Source organism: Rhizobium sp. 25PS6 (assembly GCF_032464655.1).
Lineage (GTDB): Bacteria > Pseudomonadota > Alphaproteobacteria > Rhizobiales > Rhizobiaceae > Rhizobium > Rhizobium laguerreae.
The window spans coordinates 295070-311713 of sequence record NZ_JAWDIV010000002.1 but is presented as its reverse complement, the minus strand read 5'-3'; the positions used below and the strand labels follow the sequence as shown (position 1 = coordinate 311713).

15 protein-coding genes are annotated in these 16644 nt (G+C 61.1%); 6 read left to right on the top strand and 9 right to left on the bottom strand.

All coding sequences use genetic code 11. The features are described from left to right. Positions 1-96 precede the first annotated feature (96 nt). The 5 genes from RWK44_RS04100 (at position 97) to bfr (ending at position 6931) form a co-directional block, all read left to right on the top strand. Complete coding sequence (locus tag RWK44_RS04100; RefSeq protein WP_231284990.1) at positions 97-1041, top strand: ImuA family protein; 945 nt, start codon at positions 97-99, stop codon at positions 1039-1041. Continuing rightward, positions 953-2497, top strand: a complete 1545-nt coding sequence (locus tag RWK44_RS04095) for a Y-family DNA polymerase (RefSeq protein WP_312887259.1) — start codon at positions 953-955, stop codon at positions 2495-2497. Before RWK44_RS04100 ends, RWK44_RS04095 begins: the two co-directional genes overlap by 89 nt. Further along, the gene (locus RWK44_RS04090) at positions 2494-5958 is read left to right on the top strand and encodes an error-prone DNA polymerase (protein ID WP_168284505.1); all 3465 of its coding nucleotides are present in this window, start codon (positions 2494-2496) and stop codon (positions 5956-5958) included. Before RWK44_RS04095 ends, RWK44_RS04090 begins: the two co-directional genes overlap by 4 nt. Before the next feature lie 123 nt (positions 5959-6081). Further along, the gene (locus RWK44_RS04085; protein ID WP_131665110.1) at positions 6082-6480 is read left to right on the top strand and encodes a (2Fe-2S)-binding protein; all 399 of its coding nucleotides are present in this window, start codon (positions 6082-6084) and stop codon (positions 6478-6480) included. Next, complete coding sequence (gene bfr / locus RWK44_RS04080) at positions 6446-6931, top strand: bacterioferritin (RefSeq protein ID WP_003543950.1); 486 nt, start codon at positions 6446-6448, stop codon at positions 6929-6931. Before RWK44_RS04085 ends, bfr begins: the two co-directional genes overlap by 35 nt. A gap of 134 nt (positions 6932-7065) precedes the next feature. Here bfr and RWK44_RS04075 read toward each other — a convergent pair whose 3' ends face one another. The 6 genes from RWK44_RS04075 to rsfS all read right to left on the bottom strand — a co-directional run bounded on the left by RWK44_RS04075 (position 7066) and on the right by rsfS (position 12856). Then, positions 7066-7599, bottom strand: a complete 534-nt coding sequence (locus RWK44_RS04075) for an RNA pyrophosphohydrolase (RefSeq protein WP_131665111.1) — start codon at positions 7597-7599, stop codon at positions 7066-7068. A 50-nt stretch (positions 7600-7649) separates the two neighbouring features. After that, positions 7650-8846, bottom strand: a complete 1197-nt coding sequence (locus RWK44_RS04070) for a divergent polysaccharide deacetylase family protein (RefSeq protein WP_316028391.1) — start codon at positions 8844-8846, stop codon at positions 7650-7652. Positions 8847-8922: 76 nt separating this feature from the next. After that, on the bottom strand, positions 8923-10245 hold the full coding sequence (locus tag RWK44_RS04065; protein ID WP_020052177.1) for a S41 family peptidase: 1323 nt from the start codon (positions 10243-10245) through the stop codon (positions 8923-8925). Then, entirely contained in the window at positions 10235-11638 is a 1404-nt protein-coding gene (locus tag RWK44_RS04060; RefSeq protein ID WP_316028390.1) for a murein hydrolase activator EnvC family protein, read from the bottom strand. The genes RWK44_RS04065 and RWK44_RS04060 overlap by 11 nt, the downstream gene beginning before the upstream one ends. A 173-nt stretch (positions 11639-11811) precedes the next feature. Further along, positions 11812-12294, bottom strand: a complete 483-nt coding sequence (gene rlmH / locus RWK44_RS04055; protein ID WP_168284507.1) for a 23S rRNA (pseudouridine(1915)-N(3))-methyltransferase RlmH — start codon at positions 12292-12294, stop codon at positions 11812-11814. A 118-nt stretch (positions 12295-12412) separates the two neighbouring features. Beyond that, positions 12413-12856, bottom strand: coding sequence for a ribosome silencing factor (rsfS, locus tag RWK44_RS04050; RefSeq protein WP_032999558.1), 444 nt, complete (start codon positions 12854-12856; stop codon positions 12413-12415). 210 nt (positions 12857-13066) lie between these two features. On the opposite strand from rsfS, the gene RWK44_RS04045 reads away from it, so the two are divergent. Then, on the top strand, positions 13067-13444 hold the full coding sequence (locus RWK44_RS04045; RefSeq protein ID WP_131665115.1) for a winged helix-turn-helix domain-containing protein: 378 nt from the start codon (positions 13067-13069) through the stop codon (positions 13442-13444). Here RWK44_RS04045 and modC read toward each other — a convergent pair whose 3' ends face one another. From modC to modA, 3 genes are all read right to left on the bottom strand, one after another. After that, a complete protein-coding gene (modC, locus tag RWK44_RS04040) occupies positions 13445-14512 on the bottom strand; it encodes a molybdenum ABC transporter ATP-binding protein (RefSeq protein ID WP_131665116.1) in 1068 nt (355 codons plus the stop codon). Further along, positions 14509-15210: a molybdate ABC transporter permease subunit gene (modB, locus tag RWK44_RS04035; RefSeq protein ID WP_131665117.1), complete on the bottom strand. Its 702-nt coding sequence runs from the start codon at positions 15208-15210 to the stop codon at positions 14509-14511. The genes modC and modB overlap by 4 nt, the downstream gene beginning before the upstream one ends. Before the next feature lie 366 nt (positions 15211-15576). Next, on the bottom strand, positions 15577-16368 hold the full coding sequence (gene modA / locus RWK44_RS04030) for a molybdate ABC transporter substrate-binding protein (RefSeq protein WP_168321317.1): 792 nt from the start codon (positions 16366-16368) through the stop codon (positions 15577-15579). Positions 16369-16644 lie beyond the last annotated feature (276 nt).

Sequence of the window (16644 nt, the reverse complement as noted above, 5' to 3'; positions counted from 1 at the left end):
GGCAGGAATATTTTCATAGAAAATGGCCGTTGACTCTTCATTAGCTCTCTGGAATCTATAAGAACATAACAGGAACAAGACGGATCGGAGAACGCCATGGCGCAGCACGCCCTGGCGCGCGAGCGGCTTTTTGCGCTCCGCGAAACCATCGCCAGACTGGAGGGACGGCCCGCGCCGGCGCTTGCCGCAGCGGAACGGGAAGCCCTGGCGGAAGGACGTAAGACCCACCAGGAGCGCACGCTGCCGCCCCTGTCGTTTGGGGTGGAGTTTCTTGACGGGGCGCTGGAAGGCGGCCTGCCGCTCGATGCGATCACCGAATTCCGTTCCGCTCTGTCTCGCGATGCCGGCGCTGCAAGCGGGCTGGCGATGGCTGTTGCCGCGCGGCTGCAAAAACAGGAAGCGGATGCCGGCCGCCTTCTGCCGTTGCTCTGGATCGGCGATGCCGTCGGCACGCTGGAGGCAGGCCGTCCCTATGCTCCCGGGCTTCGGGATTTCGGGCTGAGCCCGGAGCGGTTTCTCCATGCCGCGCCGCGCAAGCTGGACGAGGCGCTCTGGCTGGCGGAGGCCGCGGTGGAAAGCGCTGCCTTCTCGGCCGTCATCTTCGAAGTACGGGGCAATCCTGCCCATTTCGGCCTGACCGAAAGCCGCAGGCTTAGTCTCAGGGCGCATGCTGCCCGCCGTCCGCTCTTTCTTGTCCGTCAGGCCGGGGCGGAGGAGGCAAGCAGTGCGGCCTTCCGTCTGCATGTCGAACCGGCCCCATCCGCTCTGCGGCCGTTGCCGGATGGATCGAAACTTTCCGGCAGCATCGGCAATCCAATTTTCCGTCTGACGCTGGAGAAGAGCCGCAATCCGGCCCCGCTCTCCTTTCTTCTGGAGTGGAATCCCCATGAACGCGAATTTTTCCCTGTTGCCGAACCAAACCTCGTTCGTCCTCCAGGCGAACAGTCAGCGCATTCTGGCGCTCAGCTTCCCGCATCTGCCAACGGACCGCATCGCCCGCAGGCGATGGGGGCTCTCCTGGCGTTCGAAAGGGCGTCCTGAAGGGCCGCCTATCGTCTGTTCCGGCAAGCTCAACAATGCCATGCGGCTGACGGCACTGGACGAGTTGGCCGAAAGGCTGGGGCTGAGGAAGGAGCTGGGCGTTGCCGAAGCGCGCGCCATGCACCCGCTGCTCGAGGTCGCGGAAGAGGATCCGGCAGCCGACCGCCGGTTGCTGGAGGCAATTGCCGACTGGTGCGACCGTTATACGCCGCTGGTGGCGTTCGACGGCAAGGATGGCCTGTTTCTCGATATTAGCGGCTGCGCCCATCTTTTCGGCGGTGAAAAGGCGCTTCTTAGGGATGTGCTGTCGCGGCTTTTTCATATGGGGTTCGATGCCCGCGGCGCGATCTCATCGTCACCCGGCCTTTCCTGGGCCGCGTCCCGCTTCGGGCAAGGCGGCGTGATCGAGGACGAAGAGACGGAACATGTGCTGATGTCCTTGCCGGTTGCAGCCTTGCGACTGGAAGGACAAACCGTCGATGCCCTGAAGAAACTCGGTCTGAAATATGTCGGTGACGTCATCGATGCACCGCGGGCGCCGCTGACCCGCCGGTTCGGCCCGGAGCTGCTTCTGCGTCTCGACCAGGCGCTGGGACGTGAAGAGGAGCCGGTCTCGCCCCGGCGTCCTGTTGCCAGCCTCTCGGCCGAAAGCCGGCTGATCGAGCCCATCGGGACGGAAGAGCAGATTCTTGCCGTCACCAGGCAGGTCGCCTTATCGCTGCAGCCGTCGCTGGAGGCGCGGGGGGCTGGCGGGCGGGTGTTCGAACTGGTCCTGTTCCGCGTCGACGGCAGGGTTTTTCGTATCTCCGTCGGCGCTTCGCAGCCGCTTCGCGAACCAAAGTTCATCGCCGGGCTTTTTTCCGAACGATTGCAGGCGGTCTATGACGATCTCGATGCCGGCTATGGTTTCGAGATCCTGCGGTTGAATGTGTTGCGGCACGATCCCTTCAACGAGGCGCAGGGTGATTTCGAGGGCGACCGTCAGGGAGAGATCTCGCTTTCGGCTTTCGTCGACCGGGTCTCGGCCCGACTGGGTGCGGATTGCCTGCAAAGCTTTCAGCTCCGCGAGAGCCATGTGCCGGAACGCGCCGTCATCACGGTTCCTGTGATGGACAGCCTTCCCAGGCGGAAGGCAGCGCAGGACATCCAGCTTCCTTTCCGCGAAGAGCGCCCGCTGCGGCTCTTTGCAACGCCGGAGCCCGTCGAGACCATACTTGCCGAAGTGCCCGATGGTCCGCCGCAGATCTTCCGCTGGCGGCGCATGCAGCATCAGGTGGCGAGAAGCGAAGGGCCGGAACGGATTGCCATGGAGTGGTGGATCGATGGGGATGACGCCGAGGCACGTGACTATTTCCGCATCGAAGATGAGACCGGACATCGCTTCTGGATTTATCGGCGGGGCTTTTATGGTCAGGAGCTTGATCCTCGCTGGTTCATGCATGGCGTGTTCGCATGACAACCACGCGCGCATTCTTCGAGATCGGCACAAGGACGAATTTCTCGTTTCTTGAAGGCGCCTCTGGCCCGGAAGAGATGGTCGTACAGGCCGCTTATCTGAAGCTCGGCGGCCTCGGCATAGCGGACCGGAATTCGGTTGCCGGCGTGGTGCGGGCGCATGCGCAGGCGGAGCAACTTGAGGAGAGATACAAGAACAGGGATGAGATTCTGGCCCAAGCGAAGAAGGAAGGAAAAATGGAGGTCATCCTCGATCCTATCCGGGTTCAACCGGGCGCCCGTCTCGTCTTTTCCGACGGAACCCCTGATATCCTTGCCTATCCGCAAAACCGGCGAGGCTGGGCAAACCTCTGCCGCCTTCTCAGCGCCGGCAATCTGAAGGAGGAAGCGGTCAAGGGAAGCTGTATTCTGACGGAAGCGGAACTCATGGAATGGGGAGACGAGATGATGCTTGCCTTCGTTCCCGATCGCACCCTTGTCGATCATCAGACGGGTCAGTCGTCGCTGGAAGATTATCTGGAACGGTTTCGCAGACGCTTCCGCAAGGCTTTTTTTATGGCGCTGGCGCCAGCCTATGACGGTCGCGACAGGCAGGTCTTTGCGGTGCTTGCCATGCTTGCTGCTCGAAACCGCGTGCCGCTGATTGCGACCAATCAACCACTTTATCACCACCCCGAGCGCCGGCCGCTTTCGGATGTCGTGATCGCGATCCGAGAGCACGTGCAGATAGCGCAAGCCGGATTCCTGTTGGCGCCGAATGCCGAGCGTTACCTCAAGGATTCACGTGAAATGGTCCGGATATTCCGGGACTATCCTGATGCGGTCGAAAATACGCAAGGCTTCTTCGGCAAACTAACCTTTTCGCTGAAGGAATTGGAGCACAATTATCCGCCAGAAAACGATCCCGGCGAAACGCCGCAGGAGACTCTCGAAAGGCTGACGAGAGCGGGAGCGGTAAGACGCTATCCCGAGGGTATTCCGCCCAAGGTGGCGCAACAGATCGATTATGAACTGAAACTCATTGGGGATAAGAAATATGCCTCCTATTTCCTGACGGTGCATAGGATCATCCAGCATGCCCGCTATGAACTCAAGGTCTTGTGCCAGGGGCGCGGATCGGCGGCAAATTCGGTCATCTGCTATTGTCTCGAAATAACGGAAGTCGATCCCGAAAAGAGCACACTGCTCTTCGACCGCTTCATTTCGATGGATCGCGACGAACCGCCGGATATCGATGTCGATTTCGAGCATGACCGACGTGAAGAGGTCATCCAGTTTATTTACAAAAACTACAAAAGAGAACATGCGGGACTGACGGCGGGGGTGACCACCTACCGCACCCGTTCGGCCGGCCGCGAGGTCGCCAAGGCCTTCGGGCTTTCGGAGGATGTCCAGTCGGCGATCAGCAGCCTCGTCTGGGGCTGGTCGGAGGACAATCTTTCCGAACGTGATGCCAAGGCGGCCGGTCTCGACGTCAAGGATCCGGTGACGCGGAACGTGCTGAAATATGCCTCCGAGCTTCTCGGCTTCCCGCGCCACCTCACCCAGCATGTCGGCGGCTTCGTCATCACGCGGGACCGGCTCGACGAGGTGGTGCCGATCATGAAGACGGCGATGCCGGATCGCTACATGATCGAATGGGACAAGGACGACCTCGACAACGTCAAGATCCTCAAGGTGGATGTGCTGGCGCTCGGCATGCTGACCTGCCTGCGGAAGGCCTTTTCGCTGCTTGAGCTGCATTACGACGTGAAGAAGACGCTCGCAGACCTCGGCAACAAGGAGCATGGGGATGAGGGCAAGCCGGTTTACGAGATGATGGGCCGGGCCGATACGCTTGGGGTCTTCCAGATCGAAAGCCGGGCGCAGATGAGCATGCTGCCGCGTCTGAAGCCGAAGGTGTTCTACGATCTCGTCATCGAGGTGGCGATCGTTCGGCCAGGTCCGATCCAGGGCGACATGGTGCATCCCTACCTGAAGCGACGGGAGCAGCGGGCCAAGAACATTCCGATCGAATATCCGAGCAAGGAGCTGGAAACTGTTCTGGAAAGAACCCTCGGCGTGCCCTTGTTCCAGGAACAGGCCATGCAAATCGCCATTACCGCAGCAGGGTTCAGGCCGGCGGAAGCCGATAAGCTTCGCAGAGCGATGGCGACATTCAAGAGAACGGGTACGATCGGTAATTTCGAAAAGCGGTTCATCGAAGGAATGGTCTCAAAAGGTTATGCCCAGGAATTCGCGCAGCAGTGTTTCAACCAGATCAAAGGCTTCGGCGAATATGGTTTTCCGGAAAGCCATGCCGCCTCCTTCGCGCTGCTCGTCTATGCCTCCTCATGGCTCAAGGCCTATTATCCCGACGTCTTCTGCGCGGCGATGCTGAACTCCCAGCCGATGGGGTTTTATGCGCCGGCGCAGCTGGTGCGGGATGCACGCGAGCACGGGGTAAAGATCCTGCCGGTCGATATCAATGAATCGGACTGGGATTGCGGTCTGGAAGAGGCCGCTTTCGATCGGAATGCCGTCGATTTCCGGCACGACAAGATGCGTGAGATCATCAAGGCCCGGCATGCGGTGCGGCTGGGTTTCCGGCAGATCAAGGGTCTTTCGACAGACGATATGGAACGGCTCGTCAGCCATCGAGGCGAAGGCTACAGCTCGGTGCGCGATCTCTGGCTGCGGTCCGGTCTGCAGAAATCGGTCATCGAGCGACTGGCGGATGCCGATGCGTTCCAATCCCTCAAACTGTCACGACGCGACGCGCTCTGGGCGGTGCGGGCGCTGGATGTGAGGAGTGCTACTGAGGAGCTGCCGCTTTTCGAGCAGGTCCGTCATGTCGACCTCCAGGCCGAGCCTGTAGCGAAGCTGCCGGAAATGCTGCCGGGAGAGCAGGTCATCGAGGACTATCGTTATCTCTCACTGTCGCTGAAGGCGCACCCCGTCTCCTTCCTGCGTGAGGAATTGTACAAGGCCGGTGTGACACGCAATGTCGATCTGTTGAAGGTCGCGAACGGAAAAAGGGTGACGATCGCGGGCCTCGTGCTGGTGCGCCAGCGGCCGGGTTCGGCCAAAGGTGTGATCTTCATGACGCTGGAAGATGAGACCGGCGTGGCCAATGCGATCGTCTGGTCGAAAATGTTCGACAAATACCGCTCGGTCGTGATGGGCGCCCGGCTGGTGAAAATCCGCGGCAGGCTGCAAAGCCAGAGCGGGGTGATCCATACCGTCGTCGAGCATATCGAGGACATGACGCCGGCGCTCGGTATCCTGCAACGCGAGGCCCGGCGTTTCGGCGTCTGTGAGCGGGCAGACGAGGTGCTGAGGCCGGGTGCCGATCAGCGGCAGAAAAAGCTTGCGAATGCGCAGGAGAGGGCGGAGTTGGAAAAGCGGATGATTGCCACAGGCCGCCATGCGGGTGCGGCGGAAACCGCTGAGGTGATGCCGCGCGGACGCAACTTTCATTAAAAATGCATTGCACCGATCAAGAGCATGCGGCGCGCCTTCATTTGCCTTATGGCGTCATCATCCTGAAACCGCTGCATAATCCCGGACGATATGCATGGGGCCTTATCCGCACACCGCTGTTTGATGCTGCGGGACTCGAATTTTTTCTTGACAGCCACCATCTTCTTTAGCAAAAAACACGATAGTCAGTGTCATGTTTGGAATGAAGACGTGCTTGTCTGCAGCTGCAATTATATAACCGATAAAGAAATCCGGGAGGTTATCACCAACCTTCTCGATGAAGACTGTTGGCAGCTTATCGTGCCTGCGAAGGTCTACCACGCCATGGAAAAACGCGGCCGCTGCTGCGGCTGTTTCCCCAACGTGGTCGACCTGATTATCCAGACAACCGAGGAATATCACGCCCGTCGCCACTCGACGGAGACCGAAATATTTGATTTCATGTCCCGCTTGAAACAATTCCATGAGGAAAACAGGAGAGCGGACATTGAAAGGCGACAAAAAGGTCATCGAGCGGCTTAACGAGGCGTTGTTCCTCGAACTCGGTGCGGTCAACCAATACTGGGTTCATTATCGTCTTCTTGAAGACTGGGGCTATACCAAGCTCGCCAAGAAGGAGCGCGCCGAATCCATCGAAGAGATGCACCATGCCGACCGGCTTGTTGCGCGCATCATCTTCCTCGAAGGCCATCCCAATCTGCAGACCCTTGCACCTCTGCGCATCGGCCAGAACGTCAAAGAAGTTCTGGAAGCCGATCTTGCCGGCGAGTACGACGCCCGCGCGGCCTACAAAAAGTCGCGCGATATCTGTCATGACGCAGGCGATTACGTTTCCATGAAACTTTTCGAGGAGCTGCTGGCGGACGAGGAAGGTCACATCGACTTCCTCGAAACGCAGATCGACCTGCTCGAGAAAATCGGCGAGAGCAAATACGGCCAGCTTAACGCCGATTCCGCCAACGAAGCCGAATAATATTCGAACGAGATGCCGGCCGACTATGGCGGCCGGTGTTTGCGATCTGACGCTGTTGAACGCGAATCGGTGCAGTCGGCATTCTTCGGAGGCATCATTGCCGAGCGTAAACGGAGGCGGTCATCCTGCCGTGATCAGTTTTCCGATTGAAGTGTTTCCAAGTGCTGGAACTCGGCCACCACCTGGTCGTAGACGGCGCGCTTGAAGGGGACGATCAGCCCCGGCAGTTGCCGCATCGGCTTCCATTCCCAGGCATCAAATTCCGGCTCGTGGCCGCCAGGCGGCGGATTGATGGCGATCTCGCTGTCGTCGCCGTCGAAGCGGAAGGCGAACCAGCGCTGCGTCTGGCCGCGGAATTTCCCCCTGAGCCCGATGCCGATCAGTGCCGGCGGCAGATCATAGTTGATCCAGTCTCTCGCTTCGGCAAGCAGGGTCACCGTCTTGATGCCGGTCTCCTCGTAAAGCTCGCGGTAGGCGGCGTCCAATGGATCCTCGCCCTTGTCGATGCCTCCCTGCGGCATCTGCCAGAGCTGTGGCGAGCCGTCATATTCGGAATTGCCGTCGGAGATGCGTCTTCCGGCCCAGACGAGGCCATCGCGGTTCAGGATCATCACGCCGACGCAGGGGCGGTAGGGCAGATCCTCGGCTTTCACGGTCCTCTGGTTCATCTTCTTCTCCGTTCTGGGATTCTTCTCAAGGATCCATCTCAAGAATTTTTTCAAGGATTCCGGGGGTCGTTGGAAATGGCGGCGACGCCGACGATCTCGATGCCGCGCATCGCGGCCTCCTCGCTCCACTTGGCGATGGCGTCAACGCTCTCATCGAAAGCCGAGGCGACGCCGATCGCTTGGCCGTTCTTGCGGGCGATGCGCTCGAGCTCGTCGAGCTTCTTCAGAACGGCGTTGATATCGAGCTGGCCGTCGAGCTGCAGGTCGGCGAAGGCATAGGGCAGTTCGGTTCCCCTGGCGATCGCCGCCGTCTTCGACTGCGCCGATGTGCCATCGTCGAGAAACAGCAGCCCGCGCTTGCCGATGTCGCGCATGACAGGTTCCATGGCGGTGGGATCAGAGAGAAAACGGCCGCCGAGATAATTCATGACGCCGGTATAGTTGGTGATCTCGCCCATCGCCTTGTGCAGGTTTTCGATGTTGCGGGCGGCCGGCTTCGAGGTCAGCAGGGTTTCGGGGCCTGGATCGTTCGCCGGGTAATCAAAAGGCTCGAGCGGCACTTGCAAAAGGATCTCGTGACCGCCGCGGCGGGCTTCCTGCATCCAGCGCTGCAGGCTGTTGCCGCTCGCGGCAAAAGCGAAAGTGATCTCTTCCGGCAATTCCGCGATGGCGCGCTGCGTTCCGGTCTGGCTGAGCCCGAGGCCGCTGACGACGATGGCGATGCGGACGCCACGCGCGCCGGACGAGGGGCGCGCATATTGATCCATCGGCCGCCGGCCATCGGGGCCGATAATCGGCAGCCTGCCAAAGGGCGTCTCTTCGAGCAGTGCTTCATTGGGCTGGGCCGCCATGCGCGGATCCTGGCCGATCTGCATGGCGTCGACCAGCACCGGTCCGCCGCCGTCGCGCGGGCGGGGGCTGTATTTGGTGACGACCGAGCCGTCACCAGTGACCATCTGCTCGACATTGGCACCAGAGCGCGGGTCCGCGCGGGGCATGCCATCCGTTGCCTGGTTGGCAGCTGTCGCTGGTGGTTGCGGAGTATTGGAAGGTGGTTTTGCCGCTTTTTCGGCGGCCGGCGGTTTGGCGCGTTCGAGCCCATCGCCGCGAAATGCCGTATAGAGGGAAAAGCCGCCTATCGCAAAAAGGCAGAGACTGGCGGCGATACGGCCGAGGCGCAGGATGCCTGGGCGCCGGCGGCCGGTTTTGCGGTTGCGGCCCAAAGGCGCATGCAGGTCCGTTCCCAATTTTTCGCCCGCTCCAAAACCGGGAAACAGCACAAAGGGTCAAGGCCGGGCGAGTGCCCGGCCTTGAGTTGATCGATTACTTGGCGACGACGGCCTTGTCCGGGTTCGGCGGGAAGGCCGGATCGGTCTTCTTGCCACGCAGAAGGTCGAGCGCGTAGTTCAGCTGAACGTCGTCCTTCGGGTCCGGCGGAACATAGGCAACGGAGCCCGAACCTTCGTCCGTCTCGCTCTGGCCCTTGATGTGGCCGCGCAGGCTGGATTCGCCTTCAGTCACCATCTTGCCCTGCAGTTCCTCCGGCAGCGGCTCCTCGACCTTGATGTCGGGGGTGATGCCGGTGCCCTGGATCGAGCGGCCCGACGGCGTGTAGTAGAGCGCCGTGGTCAGGCGCAGCGCGCCGTTTTCACCGAGCGGGATGATCGTCTGGACGGAGCCCTTGCCGAAGGAGCGCGTGCCGAGAACGGTGGCACGGCGCAGATCCTGAAGAGCGCCGGCGACGATTTCCGATGCGGAAGCCGAACCGCCGTTGATCAGCACGATCACCGGCTTGCCATCCGTCAGGTCGCCCGGGCCGGCATTGAAGCGGCGGGTTTCGTCCGGATTGCGGCCGCGGGTCGAAACGACTTCGCCACGCTGCAGCAGGGCATCGGAGACGTTGATCGCCTGATCGAGCAGACCGCCCGGATTGAGGCGCAGATCGAGAACATAACCCTTCAGCTTGTCAGCCGGAACGGTGTCTTTGATCTTCTTGATCGCCTTTTCCATGTCAGGATAGGTCTTCTCGGTGAAGGAGATGATGCGGAGATAACCGACATCGTCCTCGACACGCGACTTGACTGCCTGGACGGCGACGACGTCACGGACGATCGTCAGCTCGATCGGCTTGTCGGCACCCTTGCGGATCAGCGTCAGCTTGATCGGCGTGTTGACGGCGCCGCGCATCTTCTCGACTGCGTCTTCCAGCTTCAGGCCGCGCACGGACTGGCCGTCGATTTCGGAGATGTAGTCGCCGGCGAGAACGCCGGCCTTGGCGGCGGGCGTATCATCGATCGGGGTAATGACCTTGACGAGTTCGTCTTCCATCGTGACTTCGATGCCGAGGCCGCCGAACTCACCCTTGGTCTGGGTGCGCATGTCCTCGGCGTCCTTCGAATTCATGTAGCTCGAATGCGGATCGAGCGAGGAGAGCATGCCGTTGATGGCGTTCTCGATCAGCTTGTCTTCCGCAGGCGGCGTCACATATTGCGCACGCACACGCTCGAAGACATCTCCGAAAACCGAAAGTTCCTTGTAAGTCGAGGATCCGGCCGCTTCTGCCGGCACACTCGCCGAGTAAATGACGCTCATTGCGGTCGCACCCATCAATGCGCCGACCAGAACAAGAGAAGCCCTACGAATCATTGCGTGCCTTTCCAGTGTCTTTGGCGGTCCACCACGGCCGGGAATCGACCGGTTTACCGTCCTTTCGAAATTCAATGTAAAGCGTTGGCCGGTTCGTTTCCAGCGCCAATGCAGTTGCGCTTGCCACTCTTTTCGCGCCCATCACGGCAAGCGGCTCACCGGAGAAAACGAATTTTCCCTGACGGGTGTTGATCGTATCCATTCCCGAGAGAACCAGGTGGTATCCATCGCCCGCGTCGAGGATGATCATCTGGCCGTAACTGCGGAATGCGCCGGCGAAAACCACCAGACCATCCGCAGGCGCCGTCACCACTGTCTCTGGATTGGTGGCGACCGTCATTCCCATGGCCTCGTGCCCGGTGCCGTCGGCATCGCCGAACTGGCGCAGGATATCGCCCGTAACGGGCACCTCCAATTTCGCCTTCAATTCTCCGAAGGGATATGCGGGCGCAATGCGGTTTTTATCGGGCACGCCGCTGTCGGCAAGCGCCTTGGCCTGGGCGCGCTGCTCGTCCGTCAGCAGCTTGCGGTTCTCCTCCGCCCGACGGGCGGCAGCGGCGGCATCCCGCACCGAAGCGATCTCGGATTCCATCGAGGCGACCAGGCCTTCAAGGCTCGTCGCCTTGCCTGCTAGTTCCTCCGAGCGTTTCCGTTCGGCCTCGAGTTCGGCGGCGTTGCTGCGGCTGAGCTTGTCGTTTTCGGCAAGCAGCAGGTCCATGCGCCGCTCCTCCTCGATGCCATCAGTCATCGTCGCGGTCAGCGAGGCCTTCTCGGCAGCACTTGCGGTCTGCAATGCGGCGAGGCTTGCGAGGTCTGCCGCAAGCTTGTCGGTCTCCTTGCGGATGCCGGGCACGACGGCGCCGAGCAGAATGGCGCTGCGCACGGAGCCAAGCGCGTCATCGGGGGTGACGAGCAAAGCGGGCGGCGGGTTGCGGCCCATGCGCTGGAGCGCTGCCAGCACCTCGGCCAGCAGGCCGCGGCGCTCGTGCAGAGAACGGCGGATGCCATCCTCCTTGACGCCGAGATCGGCAAGCTTCTTCTCGCTTTCGAGGATCTGCTTTTCGAGCGTCTTGCGGCGGGCAGCGGAATCGATGAGTGCCTGGCGGATGCTTTCCGTGCTCTTTTCGAGATCGGCAATGCTTTGCTGAAGCGCGCCCACCTTGTCGGTTGAGAGGCTGATCGTTTTCGACAGGGTTTCGAGTTCGGCACGGGTCTGATCACGCTTGGCGGCAAGTTCGGCCGCCGGATCGGGCGGCGGTGCGAGCTCGGCTGCCGGCTGCGGCGCAGATTGTGCCGCCTCGGGCGCGGCATCCTGCGCCCGGACGATGAACGGATCTGCCGACATGACAATCACCGCCACACCGACGCCGGCCGCGATAGCTGGCAGGATCATGCGGTGTCGCCTGGTGGATGCTCTCGTCATGCGTGTTGGGGCACTTTCTCAAATCGCGCGGAGACTAAGCTGATTTGGTGCGCTTTGCCATAAGGTTTGCAGGAGAACGGGGTGGCCAAGCAAACACGGCTGCGTGATATTGCGACGCCTTGCCGGGGTGTCGCGCCGACGCATCAGACGCGGTGGTAGGGATGGCCGGACAGGATGGTGACGGCACGATAGAGCTGTTCGGCAATCAGTGTGCGCACGAGCTGATGCGGCCAGGTCATCTTGCCCAGGCACAGCGTGGCGTCGGCACGGTCGTAAAGCGAGGGATCGAGGCCATCGGCGCCGCCGATCGCGATAGTCAGCTCGCGTTTGCCCTGGTCGCGATAGGAGCCGAGCAGGTTTGCGAAGGCTTCGCTGTCGATTGCCTTGCCACGTTCATCGAGAAGAATGAGGATGCTGCCATCGGCAAGCGATTTCAGAAGCATCGCCGCCTCTTCACGCTTGCGGGTCTCCGCATTGGAGGCCCGGCTTTCGGCAACTTCGGCAACGCGGGTCAATTCGAGGCCGACGGCAGGGCCGGCCTTGGCGAAACGGTCGAAATAACGAGCGGCAAGATCCTTTTCCGGGCCGGACTTCAGCCGTCCCACCGCAAAAAGACCTATTCGCATTCATCCGCTCCCGCTCATGCGGCACATCGGGCGCACACCGCGCCACCGGCCGGCTTATGATGTTTGCCGGCCAGCCAATGCCACGTCTCAGGCGCCGGACAGAATGCCGGCTCGCCAGTCAGTGCCGTGTTTTTTCATCCATATCCGGAGCCGCCCACATCTTTTCGATGTTGTAGAACTCGCGGATTTCGGGACGGAACACATGCACGATAATGTCACCGGTGTCGATCAGGACCCAATCACCGCCTTCCTGACCTTCGACGCGGGCCGTACCGAGGCCGTCGTCCTTAAGGTCGGTGAGCAGGTGATCCGAGATCGCCATGACATGCCTGTTCGAGCGGCCGGAGACGACGATCATGTAGTCTCCCAGCGCCGATTTTCCGGCAATGTCGATGGTGACGATATCTTCAGCTTTGGAGTCCTCGAGGCTGGCGAGGACGGTTTCTAGGGCACGGGCGGCGGCATCGGCGCCACGTTCCGCACTCTTCGGGATAACGGCGAACGTTTTTCCCTTGGCGTGTACTGTTGTCAGTGCTTTCCCTTTCCTGGAATGACAAACTATGCACAACACAGATCCGATCGCGACCGGATCATGGTTAAGATAGGCATCAAACCATTAATGTTTCAAGACATGCTAAGGTACAGAACGGCCGAAAATCCGATCTGCCGTTCGAATTGAAGTATTTGACTGCTCGGGACGGCCTCGTGCGGGCGGTGTACAGTTTCCATGCCGCAGCGTAAAGTGCAGCAAATTCCACGATCTCCAGATTCAATGACCGACTCAGCCGCAAAAACACTCGTGCCCGTTCTGCGAATCAGCTTCCCGGATGAGGATCGCCTCGGTCATGGCAAGATGGAACTGCTGGAGCATATCCGCCAGACCGGATCGATCTCGGCCGCCGGGCGGGCGATGGATATGTCCTACCGGCGGGCATGGCTGCTGGTCAGCGAGATGAACCGGATGTTTAACGAACAGGTGGTGGAATCGCAGCGCGGCGGGCAGAAGGGCGGCGGCGCGGCGCTGACGCCGTTCGGCGAGGAATTGCTCGGGCGTTTCCGCCGGATGGAAAGGACGATGCGCACGAGCCTTGCCGAAGATCTCGCCTGGCTCGAGGCCAAGCGCAACCTGCAGCAGGGCGAGCGCAACTGATCAGGCCTCCAGGGCAACTGTCTTGATGACGGCGAAAACCACCCTTCCCGGTCGAAGATCCAGACGCTCGCAGGACAGTGTGGTGATCCGGGAAAGAATGATATCGCCGTCGCAATCGAGCCGGATTTCCACCGTTCCGTCCTCGGTCGACGACATCCCCTCTATCCTTGCTTCCAGGATATTCAGCGCGCTGAGCCCCTCGGGCCTTGCGGTCGCGAGCATGACATCGCGGGAGGGAATGCGGATGCGGACCGATTTGCCGGGCGCAAGGGCCGCACCCGGAATATGGAGCCGACTGGATTTCAGCGCGACCGTCGATAGATGGTGCCGCGCATCGAAGCTTTCCACCGTGCCTTCCAGCAGTGCGCCGGCCTCGCGCCGGTCGGAGGCGGTGGAGGGGCGGCTCAATATGTCGATGGCGGGGCCGGTCGCTTCCACCTTGCCGTCGCGCATGACGACGACCTGGTTTGCCAGCCGCGCCACCTCGGCGATCGAGTGGCTGACATAGACGATCGGTATGTCGGTTTCGTCGCGCAATCGTTCCAGATAAGGCAGAATCTCGGCTTTGCGCGCATCATCGAGGGCGGCGAGCGGCTCGTCCATCAACAGCAAGCGGGGCGAGGAGAGAAGCGCGCGGCCGATGGCGACGCGCTGCTTCTCGCCGCCGGACAGCTTCGCGGGGCTGCGCGCGAGCAGCGTCTCGATACCGAGCAGGTCGACGATGTGGTCGAAGCTCTCGCCGCGCGCCGTTCTCGCCGCGAACCATCGGCCGTAGAACAGATTGGCGCGAACGCTGAGATGCGGGAAAAGCCGCGCCTCCTGGAAGACATAACCGAAGCGGCGGCGATGTTTCGGGACGAGAATACCGGTTGCGGTTTCGGTCAGGGGCTCGCCATCGAGGACGACGCGGCCTTCATCCGGGCGGGCAAGGCCGGCGATGATGCGGATCATCGAGGTCTTGCCGGAGCCGGAACGGCCGAACAGCGCGGTGACGCCACGGTCGGAGGTGAAGGCGGCATCGAGCGAAAAGGCGCCGAGCCTCTGTTTTGCCTCGACGATCAGCGTCATTCCGGGTCGATCCTCCGGCCAGCGAGATGGGCAAGGAATTCGGAGGCGAGCAGGGCGGCCATCGAAATGATGACGGCGACAAGCGTCAGGCGGAGCGCGCCGGCATCGCCGCCCGGCACCTGGGTAAAGGTGTAGATCGCCGCCGACAGCGTCTGGGTTTCGCCGGGAATGTTGGAGACAAAGGTGATCGTCGCGCCGAATTCGCCCATCGCCTTGGCAAAAGAGAGGATCATGCCGGCGATGATGCCGGGCAGGGTCAGCGGCAGGGTGATCGTCATGAAAATCCAGCCAGGGCCGGCGCCGAGCGTTCCGGCCGCCTCTTCCAGCTTGCGGTCGACCGCCTCGATCGACAGGCGGATGCTGCGCACCATCAGCGGAAAAGCCATGATGGCGCAGGCCAGTGCAGCACCCGTCCAGCGGAAAGACAAGACAATGCCGAAATACTGGTCGAGCAGGCTGCCGATCGGACCGCGGCGGCCGAACAGGATGAGAAGAAGAAAGCCGGTGACGACGGGGGGCAGGATCAGCGGCAGGTGAACGACGCCGTTCAGCACCGACTTGCCCCAGAACCGGCCGCGGGCAAGCAGCAGGGCGACGAGGATGCCGAAGGGCAGGCTCGCCAGCATGGCGACAATCGAGACGCGCAGGCTGAGCAGGATCGCCGTCCATTCCTCATTGCTCAAGCCGAAGATATCCAAATGCAGCTGTCTCCCTGGAAGATCCGGTGTCACCCGATGCCTGCCCCTCATCCGCCTGCCGGCACCAACCGGGGTCGAGCCACTGGTCTCGACCCGTCCTTCGGACCCCCGCTCGCGGGGCGAAGGGGAATAGCCGCAACCTCTCCGTCCCTCGCTAACGTCTCGCTGGGCAAGTCCCCTCGCCCCGTTTACGGGGAGAGGGTTAGGGTGAGGGGCAACATCGGCACGAAGCGGACACCCATTAGCCCTATGTCTGATATCTATCGATGCGGATGCTTAGGACACAAGCCCGAGCATGACTAAAGAGTAGTTGGCCGACTTTGTTAGCGCTGCGGTCGTCGATTCCGTGATCATCTCGCCCCTCGATCATTTCAGTGTGGTAAAACCCTGCGCCGTGAAGAAGGCGGCTGCCTTGTCGGATTTCAGGAAGTCGAGATAGGCGGATGCATCCGGGTTCTTGCTCTCGGCGAGGATTGCGATCGGATAGATGATCGGCGGATGGGAATCGGCGGGGAAGGTGCCGACGACGGCGACACCCTTATCGGCTGCCGCATCCGTCTGGTAGACGATGCCATAAGGCGCTTCGCCGCGCGAAACGAGGGCCAGGGCAGCGCGCACGCTTTCGGCGCCGGCGATCTTGGTTTCGACTGATTTCCAGACGCCGAGCTTTTCGAGCGCGGCCATGCCGTATTTGCCGGCCGGAACCGATTTCGGCTCACCCATGGCAAGCTTGCCGTCACCGAGGAGCCCCGCAAGATCGAAGCCCTGCTTGATCTCGACCGGCTTTGCCTTGGCCTTTTCGGCAACGAGCACGATCTTGTTACCGAGCAGATTGGAGCGCGTATCAGCCTTGATGAGGTTCTTGTCGGCGACGTAGTCCATCCATGCGAAGTCGGCCGAGATGAAGATATCGGTGGGTGCGGCGTTTTCGATCTGTTTGGCCAGCGCGCCGCTCGCCGCATAGGATACGACGACTTCCTTGCCGCTTTCCTTCGTCCAGGCGGCATTGGCGGCGTCGAGCGCATTCTTGAGGCTCGCCGCCGCAAAGACGGTAAGTTTTTCGGCTGCGGCGGCAGGCGCCGGGAGCGCTGCTGCGCCAAGCCACAGGACTGCGATCGCGGCGGTTGCCAGTTTCATCCATCGGCGGCGCTTTTGCATAATTCAATTCCCCGGAGTTCGAGATATTGCGACGAATATAACGGGTGAGGCGCCTTGGCTAGGGATATATCCAGGAAAATATAACCATATTGGACCGCGGTGTCAGCAACGACCGAATAGTGACGCATTGTTGAAGTGCATGGCTCGAACCGCAGCGTGAGATCCATAGGGTGGAAATACCCAGGCGACAGGCTGGCAAACCGCAACGACTTCCCGGCGGCAGGGCATGCTCCGTGGATTTCTGCCAAGAAAAACGGCATTGCCAAAGCCACAAGG

Bases quoted from the DNA above. Each gene is read 5' to 3' on its own strand.
- RWK44_RS04085 (WP_131665110.1), top strand. From the start codon at position 6,082: ATGCTGCGGGACTCGAATTTTTTCTTGACAGCCACCATCTTCTTTAGC.
- RWK44_RS04100 (WP_231284990.1), top strand. From the start codon at position 97: ATGGCGCAGCACGCCCTGGCGCGCGAGCGGCTTTTTGCGCTCCGCGAA.
- RWK44_RS04075 (WP_131665111.1), bottom strand. From the start codon at position 7,599: ATGAACCAGAGGACCGTGAAAGCCGAGGATCTGCCCTACCGCCCCTGC.
- RWK44_RS04045 (WP_131665115.1), top strand. From the start codon at position 13,067: ATGACCGACTCAGCCGCAAAAACACTCGTGCCCGTTCTGCGAATCAGC.
- rlmH (WP_168284507.1), bottom strand. From the start codon at position 12,294: ATGCGAATAGGTCTTTTTGCGGTGGGACGGCTGAAGTCCGGCCCGGAA.
- modC (WP_131665116.1), bottom strand. From the start codon at position 14,512: ATGACGCTGATCGTCGAGGCAAAACAGAGGCTCGGCGCCTTTTCGCTC.
- RWK44_RS04060 (WP_316028390.1), bottom strand. From the start codon at position 11,638: ATGATCCTGCCAGCTATCGCGGCCGGCGTCGGTGTGGCGGTGATTGTC.
- modA (WP_168321317.1), bottom strand. From the start codon at position 16,368: ATGCAAAAGCGCCGCCGATGGATGAAACTGGCAACCGCCGCGATCGCA.
- RWK44_RS04065 (WP_020052177.1), bottom strand. From the start codon at position 10,245: ATGATTCGTAGGGCTTCTCTTGTTCTGGTCGGCGCATTGATGGGTGCG.
- RWK44_RS04090 (WP_168284505.1), top strand. From the start codon at position 2,494: ATGACAACCACGCGCGCATTCTTCGAGATCGGCACAAGGACGAATTTC.